This window comes from Enterococcus quebecensis (genome assembly GCF_001730365.1).
GTDB lineage: Bacteria > Bacillota > Bacilli > Lactobacillales > Enterococcaceae > Enterococcus_L > Enterococcus_L quebecensis.
Genome location: NZ_MIKB01000002.1, coordinates 62,813 through 80,083, shown reverse-complemented (window position 1 = coordinate 80,083; position 17,271 = coordinate 62,813). Strand labels below are relative to the sequence as shown.

The following is a 17,271-nucleotide window of genomic DNA, read 5'->3' as shown; positions in this document are numbered from 1 at the left end:
AGATGTTGTCAGCAAATAAAACGGCCCGAATCTTTAATATTCAGAAGTATTCCATTTATGATGGGGATGGGATTCGTACGCTAGTCTTCTTTAAAGGCTGTCCGTTGCGGTGTAAATGGTGCTCAAATCCAGAAAGTGTAGAATCAGGATTCCAGGTTATGAAACAAAAATCATTATGTGATGATTGCGGAATTTGTGCGGATGTTTGTCCAAGGAACATTCACAAAATGCGTACCACTATAGATGGCAGGAAAGAACATTTTATTGATCGGGAAATTTCTTGCAGTGGATGTCGTGTTTGTGAAGAGAGCTGTCCTAAAAACGCATTGAAGGTGATGGGGCAGGATATGACTATTCCAGAAATAATGGATATTATTTTACAAGATACACTGTTTTACTTGAGTTCAAATGGAGGCGTTACTTTAGGCGGCGGAGAGGTGACGTATCAAGGTGCGTTTGCCGTAGAGCTTTTAGCAGAATGTAAAAAGAATGGTATTCACACAGCTATTGAGACCTGTGGTTATACGAAATGGGAGACAATGCAGAAATTTATTGATGTAACGGATTTATTTTTATTTGATATAAAACATTTTGATCCTGAGCGGCATCGTGAATTAGTCGGAGCAAGAAATGAACGGATAATGACAAACTTGGAACAGTTGTTTCAAGCAGGAGCAAATGTTTCAGTTAGAATGCCATTGATTAAAGGATTAAATGATTCGATGGAAACATTAAAAAACACTGTTTTGTATATTAAAAAGATTCAGACTAACGGCTATTTAAAAAGTATCGATATTTTACCTTATCACAAACTGGGTGTGGCAAAATATGAACAATTAGGACAAAGTTATCCGTTACAAGATGTTGATATGTCTTATACAGATGATGAACTTGAAAAAATCAGAGAATATATGGCTCAATTCGATTTACCAATTAGAGTAGTCAAGCACTAATGAAAAACTTTGATTGATAAGATGAAGTTATTGGATATATTCCTTTTACTCAGTCTAAAATTTTGTACTGACAGGATTAAAAGCTTAAATTGCAGAGAATGTTATTTATGTTATACTTTAAGTTAATAAGTGATGTATTGAAAAGGAGCGAATAGTGTGGAAAATGTTTATCTAACTGTCTACACCAGCTCAGAGCTTTCCAAACAAACGATCGAGCAGTCCGAAGAATTATTAAAAAGGTTTCCATTTAAGGTACGCCCGCATTTTCAATCTTTTGATAAAGTGAGTTCAACAATCAATGAAGCCAACCAAAGTTTTTGTAAACGATCGATGGATTGTTCCTCTTGTCCGTCAAGCAGTGGTATTTTTAGAAAGAAAAAGAATATTTCTTATTGCCATCGATGCAGTTATGGTTTAACAAAATTTATCTATCCTTTTCAATATTGTGGTAATATGCGTGGTTTGTTGATTTTTGGACCATTTTTTAGGGACGAGACAGACCTCAACTTATTGATTGTATCTGATATTGATAAAGCTGGTGCGAATGAAAAAATGAATATATTACACCTTTTTGAAGACGATGACTTAGAAAAGGTTGAAAATTTTGCTTCAGTGTTTGCTGCTTTTTTATCTCAAACATTGACAAAAGAACAGTTGGAAAAAGAAAAACAGAAGACTGAAAATAATCTAAAAATTCTGTCTCAAAAAATTGAACATATAGAGAATCAGGATAATATCAAAGGACTCACACCTTATTTTGTGTTTAATTCACTGACTACATTAGCAAGGTTGGCTCATTTTAATGAAAATACTAATTTAGAAGAGGCTATTTATAAGTTATCTAGCGTTATCCGTTACAACTATCAATCACAAAATCATTGCATTTCTTTAGCAGAAGCATTCGACTATTTAAATAGCTATTTAGAGATTAGTACAACTAGATTGACGAATCGACTATCTTATCAGATTGATCTTCCACCAGAATTGGCATCGTATCGTATACCTGTGATGACGTTGATTCCAATTGTAGAAAAGTTATTAGAACTCAGACTGTCTAAGTATGAAGAGGATTGTTCTCTATTATTTACAGTAGCAGAAACAAAAGGAAGTATTCTCATTACGATTCAAGAACAGATTTATCTAGAGAAAAAAAGAGAGTTGCCAATAGAAGATGAATTTTTTAAGGTTGTTGCTAAAAGTAACACGAGGCTGGTTGAATTATTAGGAGATCAGGCGTATGTTCGAATGGTGGAAACTTTAAATAAGTTGACTGTGGAGGTTATGATTCCAGCTTCTAAAGGATTAACATTATGACCAGAGGATGATGTTCATGAAAAATATAATGATTGTGGAAGAAGATGAGTTAGAGCGACAATTTATAAAAGAGATTATTAAAGAAAATTATCAACGAGAAAATCTAAATGTACTTGAAGTGCAAAATGGAAACGAGGCATTAAAGAAAGCTAGAGTGTTTCAGCCGGAACTAATTGTGATGGATATCGAAGCAGCGGGCATTAATGGATTAGAATTACAAAAAGAAATCTTGCAGATCAAACCAACAACATACACAATTTGGACTTCTATCTATTCTAATTTTGACTTGTTAAGACAAGGTTTGTCTTATAATATTCGAGGTTATTTGCTAAAACCATATTCTAAAACCCAAATGATGGAACATTTGGATAAGTTTATGTCGCGCAAAAAAAAATACACTCTTTCAGAAAGTTATAATAAGCAATTTAGTGAAGCTATCACTAAAGCAATTCAGTTTATCAAGAAAAACTTCAAACAGAAAACAACGATTGATGATATTGCTAGACATGTTTATTTGAATCCGCAATACTTTGGACGCTTGTTTCGAAAAGAGCTTGGAATCAGTGTGAGTGACTATATAAATTTATTGAAAATAGAAGAATCTTGTCGTCTTTTACTTGAATCAGAGTTGCCATTATATCGAATTGCAACAGAAGTAGGATTCACAGATTCCTCATACTTTACTAGAGTTTTTACGAAGCATTTAAAAATGACACCACATGAATATCGTAAACAAGAATCAGTCAAATAAGTAAATAGTTCAGAATATTATTGAGTTGAAATAGTTCTCTAATATATGCCTATGATATAATAAGAAAATAATTATAGCATTTTTTATTATAGAAGAGAGAGTGAAGAAAAATGTGGAAAACAAGAGATGAGAAAATTTCAGCATATCAATTATTAGTACAACAACAAGCTGCAATTATTGAAATAGAACACGATAAAATTGCTAACTTAGCCAATTCATCTGCATTATTGGCAAATGCGCTACCTAACACTGTGTTTGCTGGTTATTATTTATTTGATGGAGAAGAATTAGTTCTAGGACCCTTTCAGGGAAACGTTTCGTGTACAAGAATCAAAGTGGGAAAAGGTGTTTGCGGAGAGTCTGCTGAAAAGCGTAAAACATTAGTAGTGGATGATGTGAAAAAACACAAAAACTATATTTCCTGTGACTCAACTGCCCGTTCTGAAATAGTTGTTCCGATGGTTAAAGAAGGAAAATTATTAGGTGTTTTAGATCTTGATAGTTCCGTGACCAAAGGCTACGATGGAATAGACCAAGAATATTTGGAACAATTTGTTTCAGTTCTTTTAAAGGATACCGATTTTTCATAAAGTATGAGCCTTCTTTTCGCTTAATCTTTTTTTACGTGAGATAATCATAAAAAATAGGTAGGAAGGATGATTACAATGTTAGAAGTATATTTGAATTTTAAGAATCAAGCAGCTGAGGCAATTGCTTTTTATGAAACGGTTTTTGATGTGAAGAGTGAGGGGATAATGACGTTTGCTGATGCTCCACAAGATCCTGAAAACCCAACACCAGAAGCGTGGAAAGAGTTGATAATCAATTCTTCAATGACAATCGAAGGCGTACCTGTGATGATTTCAGATGTTCCTGACGGAATGGGTTTTCCATTTATCGAAGGGAATAATGTTTCTTTAGTAATCAGTACAGAAGATGAAGCGAAGATTGATCGGATTTTTGAACGTCTGTCAGAAGGTGGAAAGGTAACGATGCCTCTTGGTGAAACATTCTGGTCTAAAAAGTATGGGATGGTTGTTGATAAATTCGGTATTAACTGGATGCTTAATTATTATATGGAACCTTGAATTTGAAGTAAGTTATTAATGGGTAGTAAGAAATCATTGCTGGGTTTTAGGCATAGTCCAGAGATGATTTTTTGTTGTCAAGTTTTGGCAAAAACACGGGTAATAAGAATAGTTAAATCAATGTACATAGCGAAAAGATTATTTTAGTCAAGTTTTTGATATAATGATTTGGACACGACTTAAGGAGAGAAGTAAATGATAGGCTATTTGTATCTTTTGGTAGCAATAATAAGTGAAGTTGTAGCAACAAATCTTTTAAAAGCGACTGATGGATTTAGTAAATTACTACCTTCAGTAGAATGTTTAGCTGCTTATGTAGTTTGTTTTTATACTTTATCTAAAGCAATAAAGTATATGCCATTAAATGTAGCGTATGCAATGTGGGGCGCAATTGGGATCATCTTGATTACTTTTTTTTCAGTTATTTATTGGAAAGAACCGATCAATACACCAACAATTATCGGGATTGGTTTTATTGTAATTGGAACGATTTTGGTCAATGTTTTCGGAACAGGTCATTAGTTTTTTTACAGATTAAAGGAATTGACAGTAGAAGGCTCCAAATCAGTTGATGTGCCTTTAATAATCAAGAAAAATATGTTATACTAACGAAAGCGTATATTATGCTATTTAATCTTAACGGGGACGTTACGGATTCGACAGGCATAGTTGAGCTTGAATCGCGTTTCGTAGGTTACGTCTACGTAAAAACGTTACAGTTAAATATAACTGCTAAAAACGAAAACAATACTTTCGCTCTAGCTGCGTAAAAACAGCGGGTGAAGATCCTCTCGGCATCGCCCATGTGCTCGAGTAAGGGTCTCAAATTAAGTGGGATACGTTAAATTTTTCCGTCTGTAAAATTTAAAAGAGATCATCAGACTAGCGAGAGTTTGGGCCTGTTATGCGGCATGAACTTCAGCGAAGCCTTAAAATAGTATGACTATGAACGTAGAAGTTTAAGTGACAATGTGTTTGGACGCGGGTTCGACTCCCGCCGTCTCCATAACTTTTATGGAGACAGACAGTAGAAATGTTGATGTACAGAGGTTTGTACAGCGTTTCTACTGTCTATTTTTTTGCATTGAATGCCAAATTGAATGCCATAGCTATAATTCTACATAGTTAGCAAACAAAGCGGCAGTCTGTTCTTGTTTTTCCTTTGATACATGGGCATATATATTCATGGTTGTTTTTATATCAGTGTGGACAAGTCTATCTTGTACTTCTTTGATCGTTGCACTAACTTCAAATAATAAACTACAATGAGTATGCCTAAAACCGTGTGTAGTGATTTCTTTTAAAGAATATTTTTTACACACTTGCAACATGTACTTTCTTGTGATTGTCGGTTGCAAGTGTTTGTTGTCAGAATTACTAAAAATAAGTTGTTTCTTATTCATGGTATTTATACCTAGAATGAAATAGTGTTTCTTTTGCGTTATACGCCATTGTTTGAGTATGTTTAGAGTTTTATCATCAATACTAATAACTCGCTTAGAATTGATGGTTTTTGGCGTCTGTACTATCAGTTTGGAGTCTTCACCACGAGTTAACGCTTTGTTAATGGTTAAAGTTTTAGATTCAAAGTTTATGTCATTCCAGGTAAGCGCCAAAGCTTCGCCTTTACGAATACCAGAAAATGCGAGCAACCTGAATAATGTATATATTTTCGGTTCGTTTTCTTTCTCTAAACAACTAAAGAAAAGTGTCAGCTCTTCTTTAGTGTAAAAGTTTTCTTTTTTCTCTTCCAGCAGCTTTTTCGGTTTGGGCTTAGTTACTAATTTTGTGGGATTTGTAGATATTAAACCAGATCGGATGGCATGATCAAATACCATACCCGCATAGTTCATAATCATATTAAATCGTTTAAGCTTTTTAGCCCACAAGTTCATCGCTTCCTGGCAATGCTTAACTTCAATATTTTCGAGTCTCATTTTCCCAAAGAAGGGGAGAACGTGATTTTTGAAAATCCTCTTTGCTTTTACAAATGTACTTTCCTCTACAGTATTTTTATACGGCTCAATCCATTCATCATATACCTCTTGATAAGTGATATATTCTTTTTTCTGTAGACCGCTTTTCTCAAATTCTACTAAAAGTTCATTCAGTTTCTTTTGAGCCATCTTCTTTGTTTTGAAATTACGTCTAGTCGTCTTTAATGGCTTCCCAGTGGTCTGATCGATACCTAGGTAAGCTTGAAACGACCATAGTTTCGTGCCGTCTTTCTTTGTGTATTCTTTAAATGTTGCCATGTTTCTCTTCCTTCCATCTTTATAGGCGTTGCGAGATGGGGAGGAAAGGCAACCTGCTCTATTTAACCGGAAAATCTGCTTTGCCGTACTCTTTCCCTACGATGCTACCAGCGGTTAAAGTGACAGGAGTTTCGTTATCGCTTAATTCATATGCGACAGCATTAGGTACAGTGCCTCCTGGTTTGATTTCTGCCATTTGAGAATCTAAAAATTGAGTGTCGGGCAAGCTAGTAACTTTTAATTTATTGACTTTATTTGGGTCATTATCTTGCACTGCTGTAAAGTTCATAAGCCAAGCAGTATTAGGGTTGATAGCAGGACTTTCATTATATTCAGGTGAAACTAATGTATCGTACCAAAAAGCAAGTACGGGTTTATCGCCGTATTCGTTACCAACTTCCCCAGGTTGTATAACTTTGTTGCTTGTAATTTTCACACTGTAGGTATTACCTTTAAGCATTTTTCCGTCAAAAGTAGCATCTTTTGCAAACTTGACGAAATCACCGCTTGTTTCTTCTTTTTTTTCTTCTTTTGTTTCAGAAGTCTTACTTGTGCTGTTTTTAGAAACACTACTTTGCGGCTTGTCTGCACTAGACTTTTCCGTTTTCTCTTCTGAATTTCCACACGCTACCAATGTAACGCCACTTAACACAATCAAACTTAAAACAATTTTCTTTTTCATTTCAATTCCTCGCTTAATTTTATTATTTTAACAAATTGATTATATCATAAAGGATAGATGGCGATTAGTTCAATTTGCATATTAAAAAACTATGAGCATAAATGTTGTTCGGTAAAACAAGAACTAATGTTTGAAACACTATCAGAAAACTATTGCTATCATTATGATTATTGTGGATATTTATTTTATATAAAAGCCTTTTAATAACGAGGGTTTTTATTTATCATTAGCGCATGTGCAACTTCGCACATGCGCTAATTACACACCATACATAGAACGAGGTCTTTAAAATAGCAAATAGGAAAAAGCGGAGTTTTATACAAAAATTATTCAAAATATATCCATATGAGAATAACATTGAACAGTATCGTTTAACAATGGGTATATCGCAAAAAGATTTAGCTCAACAAGTGACATCTTTAGGGCGTAAAAGGTTTGGCAAAAAGTACACAGTATCTAAGCAAACCATAAACGCTATTGAAACATATCGTTATGATGCTAGCTTCGGGCTAATGATGCTGATCGCTGAAGCACTAAAGCAAGAGCGAAAAACAATATTTGTTTTTGATATGAAAAATAAGATAAGATAAACACTCTATATTAACGGTATAGAGTGTTTATTTTATGAAGAAACTTTTTTTCTTATTCTTTTCTTTAGCTTTGATTCGTTCTTGATCAGTGTCGGTGATAACTATTTCTGCGTTGGAAACTTGATCAATGCTATCGTATTCAAGAGGAATATTATTGAAATCAATCAAATACGAATCATCATCAATAATAGATCCGCGCGAAGCTACATAATAAAGTATAGCTTCAATTACAAACTCTTTGCTAAATCTGTAACGTTTCTCCACATCTTCGATACTATGTGCGTCTTTTTCGCTTGATAAAACAAAATAATGCAACGGCAGTATGGCTTCATAAATCTTTCTTTTCAAATTGATTAACTCCGCTGTTAAGAGTGATTTTAAATAGATTTTAGAGAGTGGAGTGGATACAGTTATACGGCGTCCTTTAAAAGTTTATTCGTATGACTGCGACTAATGATGATCAGGGACAATAAAGGAGTTAAAAAACAATAACTCATACCTGTAACTGATATAAGAGTAGTTTCAAATATATGAGAAGAGTAAGGGATACCTTTGAAAATATACATCATAAAGAACAAAAAAAATAGAGGTACCAATAAAATAATAAAAAATATAAATAAAATAGCAAGAAAGAAAAATTGATTATATTTTAGCAAAGTATAGAGACTTAGAAGCCAAATCAACGCTCCCATTACCAATCCAAAAGTGAAGAGGTCAATTCCCGAATACAAAGAGAATATGCAAAACATAAGGTTAATAGTTAATAATGAAATATGTAGAAATTTATTTAACAAAATATAACAACTCCTTTGTATATTGATTATAGCATAAGGGGGGGAAATAAAATTGGAAAATATGGAGGAATCAAGATGACAGAGAAAACACTCGCTAAAAAGCTAGCAGAAGAAACTTTTGCTTTGTACCATACAGGCTATTTTAATAAGTCTTGGGGAAACGATGGGAAATTGATAGTTGATGAACTGGAACAACATTTTAATGAGATTATAGGCGAAAACCACCAACTAACCTTTGAGGTTGGGGAGTATTACGTTGTTAGCGGTAGTTTAATCGCTAATGTATTGGATACGCACGACAGTGGTTGTACGGTTAGAATTTATGATCCAAGCAATAGTAAATTTTGGGACAGCCCAATGTTTTACGAATCCGTTTGGGGGCAAACTAGGAAACCAGCCACCGCCGAACAAATAGCAACGTTTAAAATGGCAGAAATAAAAAATGATATTGAGATTATTATAAAAAACGGTGATAAAGATTGGATTGAAATCGTGGAAGATATTGAGGGATATCTAGCCGAAGAACTGCAGGAGAAATAATCATGTGCTGTTAGATTGGATGGTGATAGCTGATGTGTGAGTATTGCCTCAGTAAGATTCTCTAATAAAAAAATAATAATAAATATCCTGTCCTGTATAAATTGCTAAACCTATGAGTCCCAGAATAAAAGATAATGTAAATAATTTAGTAAACAACGAGACATCTGGGTTAATAAAACGATTAAATTGTAACTTGTTGCTGATCAATGAGTAGATTAACAAGTATAAAAAAATGTGGAAAACGAGAATACAATTCCAACTTCGTTCAAAGTATCATCCCAATAACCTTCGTTGAAGTAAACGGCGCTTTCATAACCAGAATTATTCATACGATTATCAATGATGAAACCTAAACATAGCATCAAAAAACAGATGATACTATTTATACCAAAACTACTAACAAGAAATCCTTTAATTTTTTTCACAATAGCAACTCCTTTACGGAGTAATTATAACATATATAGGAGGGGAGCAATGACACTGATACCTGAGCTTGACTACAAGCAAACTAAATAGAATGCAAGATCAACTTTAAAAAAATGCCGAAGTTGGCAACGCATGAGTGGTATCTCTGTTAGTTTAGAATCACCAATAATAACGGATATGCCACGAAATAATAGCAATACAAATAACGAGGAACGAAAAATGATCAAAAGATTTGGATTGGTATCTAAGTATCATATAGCCACTAGTAAAGAGTCGCGAGAGGAAATACAAGCTGTTGTGAGCGCCTTAAAGTCATTATCAGACGTCTCTGTAGTCAATCCATGCGGTACGGTCAAATTAAGCCGTATTATTAAAGTGTATAAAGAAGACGAGTTAGGAAAAGTACAAGAAATTACCTATAGCGTCAAGAATATTGAGAAACTAAAATCATTAGAATTAGTAGAATTTTCCGAAGCTTATAGAGGTGGTAAGTTACTAGCTTTTAAAAAAATAGTTTTTTTTAGGGAAATATTAGGGTTTTAAGCTCGAAATCCGTTGTATTATGATAGTATCAACAAATTAGATAAACCACCAAAGCAAACAATCATACAACTATCTTCCCATTTTAAGAGTGATCATTGTTGCAGGTGGTTATCAGCACTCACAGGCTAACAACAAATAAACTAAAAAATGATTTGAGACCCACTCCTCAGTTGGTTTACTCCATTCTTGCCTGTGAGTGTTTTACATAGCTGCTGTGCGGTTAACCTGTCACAAGTGACAGTTTAATTAACGACAATGCCTCCGCATCCATATGGGCAAATACGCTCTAACGTGGAGGCTCTTGTACATAGAAACCGAGGATGTGGTTTGTGGGTTTGAGGTGGTTTGCTGAGGCGGATGTGTAGGCTTCTTTAAATTATTGATAGACACGGAACGTTTGTTCGTTTATAATCAATTCATAATCCTTGCGATTATATCTGCTGTGAGAGAAGTTCCGAAAACGCTTGTTTTTTAAGCTTCTTTCTGTTTTAATCAAATTAGCAGATATTTTTTACAAGGAGAGTTGGTTTATAAATGTCAGGAGAACATAATCCGGTTTCGTATAAAGAAAATATTTCTTTGCGAGTGGCAGGAAATCAAATGCAAAAAAGTGAAGGCTATAATCTAGAATATGTATTGACGTCATTAAATTTAACTGAATCTATGATAAAAAAACATACCTACATATTAAAGGTGGGGAAAGATATACCAAAGAAGATCGAAAGCTTTTAGAAATGAAATTGATGAACGTAGAGGAAGGTTCGTTAATCGCAGGACTGAAAATTGCGTACAGTGATATAATCGTTCCTGCCATACCATTAATTATTGAAAATAAAGAAATTATATGGAATTCAATAAAATCATCATATGAATTTCTCAAGGCCAAAATAACTGCAGCAAAGGAGGGAAAGGAGTTGACCATTACACAAACTACTGATACTGGCGGAAATAACTTCTTAGTGAAAGATGTTTCTGATAGCACTGTAAATATTTATGTTTATCCAGGCGTAGATCGGTTAGCAGATGAACTATCCCCTGAATTTGCTAGTATGGCTAAAATGGTTGATGGGGATCAAATATCTTCAGTTGAGTTTACTAATAGTGATACACACGATGATTTTAAATTTACTCCAGAAGACAAGGAGTTATTTTCAAGGCAAACTTATACAGAAGATTCGGTAATCACGATTACAGGTAAAATTTATGGAGGAGATTTCAAAAGCCAGAGCGGGAAAATCGATGTAATTAGTAGCTCAGATTTTAATGTAGTTTCAGGTGATATGTATCCTTTTAAAATAAACGGGAATTTAGATACTGAGGAAACTTGGAAAGAAATGTTTTTAGAAGAGAAAACCTATTTTTGCAAAAAAAGGATAGAGATAAATACTACAAAGAATCCTATCATTAGTGTTCTTGAATTAATAATAATAGATTTTGATACAAAACAAGAAATTTATGAGACCTTATATCTGGATTTAGATAATTGATAGCAAAATAACTTAGTCATCGCTTATGTGGTGGCTTTTCATTTTCGTCAATTCATTCTTTGTGTTATAATTAATTTACAAAAAGAAAGGGAGTGCGTTTATGTTGAAGAAAAGTTTGTTTGTTGCTAGTTCCTTGGTGGTATTTGGTTTATTTGTTGGTATGAATTCTGTTAATGCGGAAAGTGCAGAACTAAATGGGGAGAAAATTAATTTAAATGGCAGAGCAACGGTCGTTGTACGTGAGGTTACCTTAATTTCAGGTCAATTATATAATATTGATGTAGGATCGATCAATTCAAGTGATTTCGCTACAAAAATTTTGTTTAAATATTCTTCAGAAAATCCTGAAAATGATTATTTTGTGTTCAAGCATGACAGATATTTAAACGGAGTGAAAACAGTAACAACTAGTATGAGTAATAATAATAATACAGTTAATGAGTATAAATATTCTCCTGCTTCTGACCTAAACTATCCAGTAGCTACGGCCACTGAGCGTTTTACAATAATTAATTATTCGGTAAAACCGAAGAAATTCAAAATTGGTATCACATCCGGAATGCATATGAAACAAAATGTGTGTATCGACTACAGCGACATTGATTTTAATTTATAAAACAAACAAGGAGATAGCCGTTGAGCTATCTCCTTTTCTTGTGCTTTGGTTTATACTGCTGCTAGGTGGCTACGTCAATGCAAGAGTATTATAACATAATTAAATACATAGAAAAGAGAGTGTTAAATTTGTGGAGAAATGGGAACTAGCTTATGAAGCTTATAAGCAAGGAATGAAATACAAAGACATAGCAGAGAAACACGGAGTATCTATCAACACAGTTAAGTCGTGGAAGTCTCGCAAGTGGAATGCACCTCCTGATAAAGAGGGGGCGACCAAAAAGAAAAAGATTGCACACAAAAAGAAGTTGCAACGAGTAATAGAGAATGACGACTTAACGGAACAGCAAAAGATGTTCTGTTTATTTTATTTGCAACACTTTAATATTACTAAAGCTTATCAATGTGATTATAATTCAGCCAGAGCCAATGGAGCTAGAATGATAGCAAATGATAGCATAAAAAAAGAATTGCATAGGCTCAAAGCAGAGTTGCAACAAGAAACATTTGTCGATGTTAAAGACTTGATCCAAGAGTATGTAAAACAAGCCTTTACTGATATTGCTGATTTCACAGAATTTGGACAAGAATTAGTTGAGTTTGATGATGTAGAAGAACGTCCTGTATCCTTTGTAAGGTTTAGGGATTCTAATGAGGTTGACGGCACTTTGATACAAGAAGTCAAAAAGGGTAAGGACGGTGTGTCAGTCAAGTTATGTGATAAGCATAAGGCCATGAGCGAGCTTATGAAATACTTGGGTGGCGATGCATTGAGACAGGCTCAACATAATAAACTAAGTGGTCCAAAAGAAGGTGAAGCATCTAATGATTGGAAACAAGCGGTTATCAACGCTGCTAATAAACGGGCGGTGTATAACGATGGATAATGAATTTGTTCCTTTTACTGATATTGGAGCAGCGATCGACTACTACTATGACAAACCTACAGCATTCTTTCAGAATATTCTTTTTATGAACCCTGACGAATGACAAAAGGATGTTTTAGGCGATCTAGCAAAGCATCCTAAAGTATCTGTCCGATCTGGACAAGGTGTAGGTAAAACAGCATTAGATTATTACAGTGCACGTATGGCGATCCCGTATGATAGCTATATTATGGCCAGCGTGGATCAGTTACGTTGCTAGTAGCAGCAAACGGCGCTATATTGCTGTAAATCCCGATGATGGACAGATCGATACGACATGGGGTAGAGGATTTTTTAATTAGAAATATTTTTTTCAAACAGAGTCTGTAAATATAATTTCGACACAATTATTTATCCAATAATACATTGATAAAAGAATTTGTATAAGTTATTATAATATATGAATATAGTTGTTACTTTGTGTTAAATATCTGTATTCATATGTGTACATTAGATAAACAGGAGGAGAATAAATGAAAAAATTTATGTTTGGAGTTTTTGTTTTTGCGGGTTTATCATGTGGGGGGACTACGTTTGCAGAAAGTGAATTAGATACTGTTGATAATAATAATGAAGTTACAGATTATTACAACATGGAAATGTATTCTTTAAATGATTTTGAATCGTCTGGCTATGAAGGTACTGGGGTAACTACTGAAAATGCTGTAATTCCAGATATTCCAAATGATGTAGAATATATTAGTGATCTGGAAGATGGTTCGCCATCTGCGGAGCCTGAAAAAATTATAGGTTCTGACAACAGGAAAATAGTTGCAGACACTACTGTTAACCCTTATAGAAAAGTAGTATTTTTAAGTATGAAGTTTCCAAACGGAAAACGTTATATAGGCAGTGGCGATATGATTTCTTCTGATACTGTGTTAACAGCTGGACATTGCATTTATAGCAAGAATGATGGAGGGTGGGCGACAAGTGTCGAAGTTTACCCAGGGTATAATGGAAGTTACGCCCCTTATGGCGTTGCTTACTCGAAAAAACTCATGAGCGTTAAAGGGTGGATTGAAAATTCTAGTTCTGCATACGATATTGGAGCAATTAAGTTAGATCGTAGTATTGGAAATTCTGTAGGTTGGTTTGGTTTAACCACAGGGATGACAAGTCCAATTACTCTTTCTGGCTACCATGGAGATCTAAACAAAAGAATGGGTACCGAAACTGGGAATATTTTAAAACATACAGATAATAATGTTTATTATACCTTAGATTCAACAGGTGGGTCTAGTGGAAGTGGTGTTTATAATAATAAAGGTCAGATTTTAGCAGTACATGCTTATGCAGGAGCGAAAAATAATTTCGGGACAAAGATTAACAATGCTAATTTTAGATTAATTCAGCAATGGATAAATCCTTCAATAAACTATAATCAATATCATTCTAACTCTGGTAAATATGCAGCAAAACTGAATACGTGGGTATATAATAATAAGGATAATTTTACAGCTAACACTCAAAAAAAAGCAATACCTAAATATACAATTGTTGATGTTAAAGCTATTGATTTCAGCGCTAGTGGCTATCCTAGATTAGTCACGAATGAAGGATATCTTTCGGCTAATAAAGATTTTTTTGTTAAAGTAGTTGGTAATGTGGACCAATATATTACTACTCCACAAAAATTGGTAACGAAGGAAAATATATGGGTATATAGTAATAAAGATACGTTCTCTAAAGAAACCCAAATAAAATCTATACCAAAAGATACAATGTTAGATATTCGAGATATTGCATACAGTAAAGATGGTTGGCCAAGATTAGTTACAAGTCTTGGGTATATTTCGGCAAATAAGGGATACGTAAAGCCGGTAATTAGTAATATTGATCAGTATATTACTACTGTTGGTAAAGTAGAAGTTAAAGAGAACATTTGGAGTTATAGGGATAAAGATTCTTTTTCCACCAGCACTCAAAAGCAAAAGATAAATAAAGGTACAATACTGTCAGTTCAAAGTATCATTTTTAGTAAGGATGGCTGGCCAAGATTGGTTACTGACAAAGGCTATGTTTCAGCGAATAAGCAATACGTAAGTTTAGTTAAGTGAAATAAACCAATTGTTTGAAAAATCATATGAACTTGTACGATAAGTGTAAATAGTAAAAAAAGCTACTGATTATCAGTAACTTTTTGCATCTCACAACGCCTAATTTTTGAATGCCATTTCGTTTTTATTTATTCGTATTGGTTAGTATTAATAAAGAGCAAAAAAGATATATTTCAGTGTATATTAGCACTAGTTAGCATTAGTCTTTTTACTCCCGCCGTATCCACTCGTTTTTTAAAGATAGGTGCTAGAAACGTTTATCTTTAGGGTATCATAACACGTTTTTAGCACCTGTTTTTTTGGTTGACCAAGATATGACCACACGATTAATTATAAGTTTACAAGAGTAGCAAAGTTGTTGACTGTTTCATCCTTAAAGCAATTAACTCTGACAACCATTAACTATTTTTGTTTATAAAAATTAAATGATTCTCATTCAAGGTGCTAGAAAAGGAATTAGAACATTAAATTTAGATTATTTATCAAATAGCTGAGAAAGTATCCTACCTTAGTTGTTTAAAAATAGTGAAGTTATTTCATACGGCATACTTTTTTCATGTGAAATTTCTATAGGTCTTCCTTCGTCAAATGAAAAAATTGGCGAATCAGGCATGGCAAGTAGTATAGATGAATGTGTAACAATAATGAATTGTGAACCTTTTTCAACTAAATTCTTTATAGATAACATAAAAGAGAGCTGACGCTGAAGAGAAAGTGCGGCTTCTCGTTCATCTAAAAGATATAATCCATTTCCTCTTCCTCTGAAGCGGTGATTAACTAGGTTTAAAAAACTTTCACCACTCAAAAGAAACGAAGTTAACATAACGTAATGTTTTTGAGACATTCAAATAATTGTGAATATTATTTGTAGAAAAAGTAACACTGTCTTCCTCATGATTAAAGCCCTCACCGCAATAGCCTCTAATCGAGTTGACTTTCCAGTTCCATTCTCTCCATAAAAAAAGTAATAGATTTTTCAAAAGTTAGTGAATCAAATTTATTTGATCCTTCAATTTCAGCGAAAAAAGAATCCTTTCCAAAAATTACTTAACATGATTACGTACCCCTTTTTTGAATTTTAATGTAAAAAATAAGGCACCGCAATACATATAACTTAACATCAATTTTTTTTAGATAGATATATTATAAGTAAGAAATTATTATTGTGTATTTTTAAACTTTGCAACAGAACCATAGAAAAACTTTCAAGAAGAAATGTTACAGCTAAAAGACATATAGCTATGTATTCAATTAAAGTTATAGCATAGAAAAGGAGATAGCTGTTATTTAAGCTGTCTCCTTGTTTGTTTTATAAGTTAAAATCAATGTCGCTGTAATCTACACACTCTGATCCCATCAGTTGCAAACCTGAATTGACTGCTAAAGTATACTTCAAAGGTTGCGCTGAGTAGTTTGTTATTCTTATATATTCTCTTCCTTCCCAAGAAGCATTCTCAAATTTATAATCTAATGCACTAATAAAAAATGTAGCCTTGTTGTCATAAACTAACTGTTGTAAATGCTTCCGAGGTTGGTAGGGATAACTTATATCTCTTCGAAAAACAAAACTTTCTTTTTCTGTTGAGTCAACAGCGACTTTTACAACATATTTAGAAAAAATCATATCACTTTTAAAGGCCCCTATTTCAATTTCAACAGCTTGACCTGAATTCAGCGTTACCTTTTTGACCTGAGGCGCACCTCTAGTTACTCCACTTGCACTAAGCCTAATAGTTTCTTGTTCTTCTGCATTTGCTCCTTTAGGTGCTATAACCAAACCAAACACGATTAAACATCCTGCTACCAATAATTTCTTCTTCAAAACAAATCACTCCTTTTATTTATTGTAATATAATTTTATCTTAAAGTACGGTTTTTAGTCAAGGGATACCTAGTTTCATATCTAATATTTTATGTATTAGCCGGTGAAAGATAGAGTTAAAGTATAGAATGTTTTTTACTAATGGAACTGAAACTGTCTATGGAAATTTAGTAGTATCCATTAGTAGGATTGGAAATGGGCACAGAAAAATTTTCCTTAATTAATTATTCAGCAAAATCAGTAAAAACAGGCATTAATTCTAGTTTACATTTAAAAGCAAATATATATGTTGACTGTAGCGACATTGATTTTAATCTATAAAATAATTAAAAAAATCTTTATCAATAATAAGTTGATAAAGATTTTTTTATTCACATGCAACTTTCTAGAGAGAATCATTATGATTTATTGCCCAATCAATTCAA

General features: G+C 33.5%; 20 protein-coding genes and 1 other RNA gene. 16 read left to right on the top strand and 5 right to left on the bottom strand.

The window, feature by feature from the left end:
- The first annotated feature begins 2 nt into the window (after nucleotides 1–2).
- The 7 genes from cutD to ssrA all read left to right on the top strand — a co-directional run bounded on the left by cutD (nucleotide 3) and on the right by ssrA (nucleotide 5,115).
- Entirely contained in the window at nucleotides 3–953 is a 951-nt protein-coding gene (gene cutD / locus BCR23_RS03195) for a choline TMA-lyase-activating enzyme (RefSeq protein ID WP_069634072.1), read from the top strand.
- Between the two features lie 156 nt (nucleotides 954–1,109).
- Nucleotides 1,110–2,267 (top strand): histidine kinase, encoded by a 1,158-nt coding sequence (locus tag BCR23_RS03190; protein WP_069634071.1) that lies wholly within the window; start codon nucleotides 1,110–1,112, stop codon nucleotides 2,265–2,267.
- Nucleotides 2,268–2,283: 16 nt separating this feature from the next.
- Nucleotides 2,284–3,018: an AraC family transcriptional regulator gene (locus tag BCR23_RS03185; RefSeq protein WP_069634070.1), complete on the top strand. Its 735-nt coding sequence runs from the start codon at nucleotides 2,284–2,286 to the stop codon at nucleotides 3,016–3,018.
- A 110-nt stretch (nucleotides 3,019–3,128) separates the two neighbouring features.
- On the top strand, nucleotides 3,129–3,608 hold the full coding sequence (locus tag BCR23_RS03180; protein WP_069634069.1) for a GAF domain-containing protein: 480 nt from the start codon (nucleotides 3,129–3,131) through the stop codon (nucleotides 3,606–3,608).
- Between the two features lie 66 nt (nucleotides 3,609–3,674).
- The gene (locus BCR23_RS03175; RefSeq protein WP_069634068.1) at nucleotides 3,675–4,106 is read left to right on the top strand and encodes a VOC family protein; all 432 of its coding nucleotides are present in this window, start codon (nucleotides 3,675–3,677) and stop codon (nucleotides 4,104–4,106) included.
- A gap of 195 nt (nucleotides 4,107–4,301) precedes the next feature.
- Nucleotides 4,302–4,628, top strand: coding sequence for a DMT family transporter (locus tag BCR23_RS03170; RefSeq protein WP_069634067.1), 327 nt, complete (start codon nucleotides 4,302–4,304; stop codon nucleotides 4,626–4,628).
- Between the two features lie 119 nt (nucleotides 4,629–4,747).
- Nucleotides 4,748–5,115, top strand: a transfer-messenger RNA (tmRNA) gene (gene ssrA / locus BCR23_RS03165).
- A gap of 100 nt (nucleotides 5,116–5,215) precedes the next feature.
- Here the strand turns inward: ssrA and BCR23_RS03160 are convergent.
- Both BCR23_RS03160 and BCR23_RS03155 read right to left on the bottom strand, forming a co-directional pair.
- Entirely contained in the window at nucleotides 5,216–6,361 is a 1,146-nt protein-coding gene (locus BCR23_RS03160; protein ID WP_069634066.1) for a tyrosine-type recombinase/integrase, read from the bottom strand.
- A gap of 58 nt (nucleotides 6,362–6,419) precedes the next feature.
- Nucleotides 6,420–7,043 carry a DUF5067 domain-containing protein gene (locus tag BCR23_RS03155; RefSeq protein ID WP_069634065.1) on the bottom strand — a complete coding sequence of 208 codons (624 nt, stop codon included), beginning with the start codon at nucleotides 7,041–7,043 and terminating at the stop codon, nucleotides 6,420–6,422.
- A gap of 377 nt (nucleotides 7,044–7,420) precedes the next feature.
- On the opposite strand from BCR23_RS03155, the gene BCR23_RS03150 reads away from it, so the two are divergent.
- On the top strand, nucleotides 7,421–7,633 hold the full coding sequence (locus tag BCR23_RS03150; RefSeq protein ID WP_069634064.1) for a hypothetical protein: 213 nt from the start codon (nucleotides 7,421–7,423) through the stop codon (nucleotides 7,631–7,633).
- Between the two features lie 27 nt (nucleotides 7,634–7,660).
- Here BCR23_RS03150 and BCR23_RS03145 read toward each other — a convergent pair whose 3' ends face one another.
- Entirely contained in the window at nucleotides 7,661–7,981 is a 321-nt protein-coding gene (locus tag BCR23_RS03145) for a hypothetical protein (protein WP_069634063.1), read from the bottom strand.
- Nucleotides 7,982–8,502: 521 nt separating this feature from the next.
- Here BCR23_RS03145 and BCR23_RS03140 point away from each other — a divergent pair.
- The 8 genes from BCR23_RS03140 to BCR23_RS03105 all read left to right on the top strand — a co-directional run bounded on the left by BCR23_RS03140 (nucleotide 8,503) and on the right by BCR23_RS03105 (nucleotide 15,024).
- Nucleotides 8,503–8,967 carry a hypothetical protein gene (locus BCR23_RS03140; protein ID WP_069634062.1) on the top strand — a complete coding sequence of 155 codons (465 nt, stop codon included), beginning with the start codon at nucleotides 8,503–8,505 and terminating at the stop codon, nucleotides 8,965–8,967.
- Nucleotides 8,968–9,525: 558 nt separating this feature from the next.
- The gene (locus BCR23_RS03130) at nucleotides 9,526–9,936 is read left to right on the top strand and encodes a hypothetical protein (protein ID WP_141706677.1); all 411 of its coding nucleotides are present in this window, start codon (nucleotides 9,526–9,528) and stop codon (nucleotides 9,934–9,936) included.
- A gap of 534 nt (nucleotides 9,937–10,470) precedes the next feature.
- Nucleotides 10,471–10,668 carry a hypothetical protein gene (locus tag BCR23_RS03125; RefSeq protein ID WP_069634059.1) on the top strand — a complete coding sequence of 66 codons (198 nt, stop codon included), beginning with the start codon at nucleotides 10,471–10,473 and terminating at the stop codon, nucleotides 10,666–10,668.
- Nucleotides 10,669–10,679: 11 nt separating this feature from the next.
- Nucleotides 10,680–11,423 (top strand): hypothetical protein, encoded by a 744-nt coding sequence (locus tag BCR23_RS03120; protein ID WP_141706676.1) that lies wholly within the window; start codon nucleotides 10,680–10,682, stop codon nucleotides 11,421–11,423.
- A gap of 100 nt (nucleotides 11,424–11,523) precedes the next feature.
- Complete coding sequence (locus BCR23_RS03115) at nucleotides 11,524–12,039, top strand: hypothetical protein (protein ID WP_069634057.1); 516 nt, start codon at nucleotides 11,524–11,526, stop codon at nucleotides 12,037–12,039.
- Between the two features lie 130 nt (nucleotides 12,040–12,169).
- Complete coding sequence (locus BCR23_RS03110; RefSeq protein WP_071870082.1) at nucleotides 12,170–12,925, top strand: terminase small subunit; 756 nt, start codon at nucleotides 12,170–12,172, stop codon at nucleotides 12,923–12,925.
- A gap of 215 nt (nucleotides 12,926–13,140) precedes the next feature.
- Entirely contained in the window at nucleotides 13,141–13,266 is a 126-nt protein-coding gene (locus BCR23_RS14965) for a hypothetical protein (RefSeq protein ID WP_276205073.1), read from the top strand.
- 171 nt (nucleotides 13,267–13,437) lie between these two features.
- A complete protein-coding gene (locus tag BCR23_RS03105; protein ID WP_069634056.1) occupies nucleotides 13,438–15,024 on the top strand; it encodes a DUF5776 domain-containing protein in 1,587 nt (528 codons plus the stop codon).
- A 508-nt stretch (nucleotides 15,025–15,532) separates the two neighbouring features.
- Here BCR23_RS03105 and BCR23_RS14465 read toward each other — a convergent pair.
- The gene (locus BCR23_RS14465; RefSeq protein WP_240482522.1) at nucleotides 15,533–15,868 is read right to left on the bottom strand and encodes a hypothetical protein; all 336 of its coding nucleotides are present in this window, start codon (nucleotides 15,866–15,868) and stop codon (nucleotides 15,533–15,535) included.
- A 465-nt stretch (nucleotides 15,869–16,333) separates the two neighbouring features.
- Nucleotides 16,334–16,846: a hypothetical protein gene (locus BCR23_RS03100; RefSeq protein WP_069634055.1), complete on the bottom strand. Its 513-nt coding sequence runs from the start codon at nucleotides 16,844–16,846 to the stop codon at nucleotides 16,334–16,336.
- Nucleotides 16,847–17,271 lie beyond the last annotated feature (425 nt).

Coding starts and splice junctions, on each gene's coding strand:
- BCR23_RS03105 (WP_069634056.1), top strand. CDS start 13,438: ATGAAAAAATTTATGTTTGGAGTTTTTGTTTTTGCGGGTTTATCATGT.
- BCR23_RS03175 (WP_069634068.1), top strand. CDS start 3,675: ATGATTACAATGTTAGAAGTATATTTGAATTTTAAGAATCAAGCAGCT.
- BCR23_RS03150 (WP_069634064.1), top strand. CDS start 7,421: ATGGGTATATCGCAAAAAGATTTAGCTCAACAAGTGACATCTTTAGGG.
- BCR23_RS03160 (WP_069634066.1), bottom strand. CDS start 6,361: ATGGCAACATTTAAAGAATACACAAAGAAAGACGGCACGAAACTATGG.
- BCR23_RS03120 (WP_141706676.1), top strand. CDS start 10,680: ATGAACGTAGAGGAAGGTTCGTTAATCGCAGGACTGAAAATTGCGTAC.
- BCR23_RS03125 (WP_069634059.1), top strand. CDS start 10,471: ATGTCAGGAGAACATAATCCGGTTTCGTATAAAGAAAATATTTCTTTG.
- BCR23_RS03180 (WP_069634069.1), top strand. CDS start 3,129: ATGTGGAAAACAAGAGATGAGAAAATTTCAGCATATCAATTATTAGTA.
- cutD (WP_069634072.1), top strand. CDS start 3: ATGTTGTCAGCAAATAAAACGGCCCGAATCTTTAATATTCAGAAGTAT.
- BCR23_RS03155 (WP_069634065.1), bottom strand. CDS start 7,043: ATGAAAAAGAAAATTGTTTTAAGTTTGATTGTGTTAAGTGGCGTTACA.
- BCR23_RS14965 (WP_276205073.1), top strand. CDS start 13,141: ATGATAGCTATATTATGGCCAGCGTGGATCAGTTACGTTGCTAGTAGC.
- BCR23_RS03185 (WP_069634070.1), top strand. CDS start 2,284: ATGAAAAATATAATGATTGTGGAAGAAGATGAGTTAGAGCGACAATTT.
- BCR23_RS03115 (WP_069634057.1), top strand. CDS start 11,524: ATGTTGAAGAAAAGTTTGTTTGTTGCTAGTTCCTTGGTGGTATTTGGT.
- BCR23_RS03170 (WP_069634067.1), top strand. CDS start 4,302: ATGATAGGCTATTTGTATCTTTTGGTAGCAATAATAAGTGAAGTTGTA.
- BCR23_RS14465 (WP_240482522.1), bottom strand. CDS start 15,868: ATGTCTCAAAAACATTACGTTATGTTAACTTCGTTTCTTTTGAGTGGT.
- BCR23_RS03130 (WP_141706677.1), top strand. CDS start 9,526: ATGAGTGGTATCTCTGTTAGTTTAGAATCACCAATAATAACGGATATG.
- BCR23_RS03140 (WP_069634062.1), top strand. CDS start 8,503: ATGACAGAGAAAACACTCGCTAAAAAGCTAGCAGAAGAAACTTTTGCT.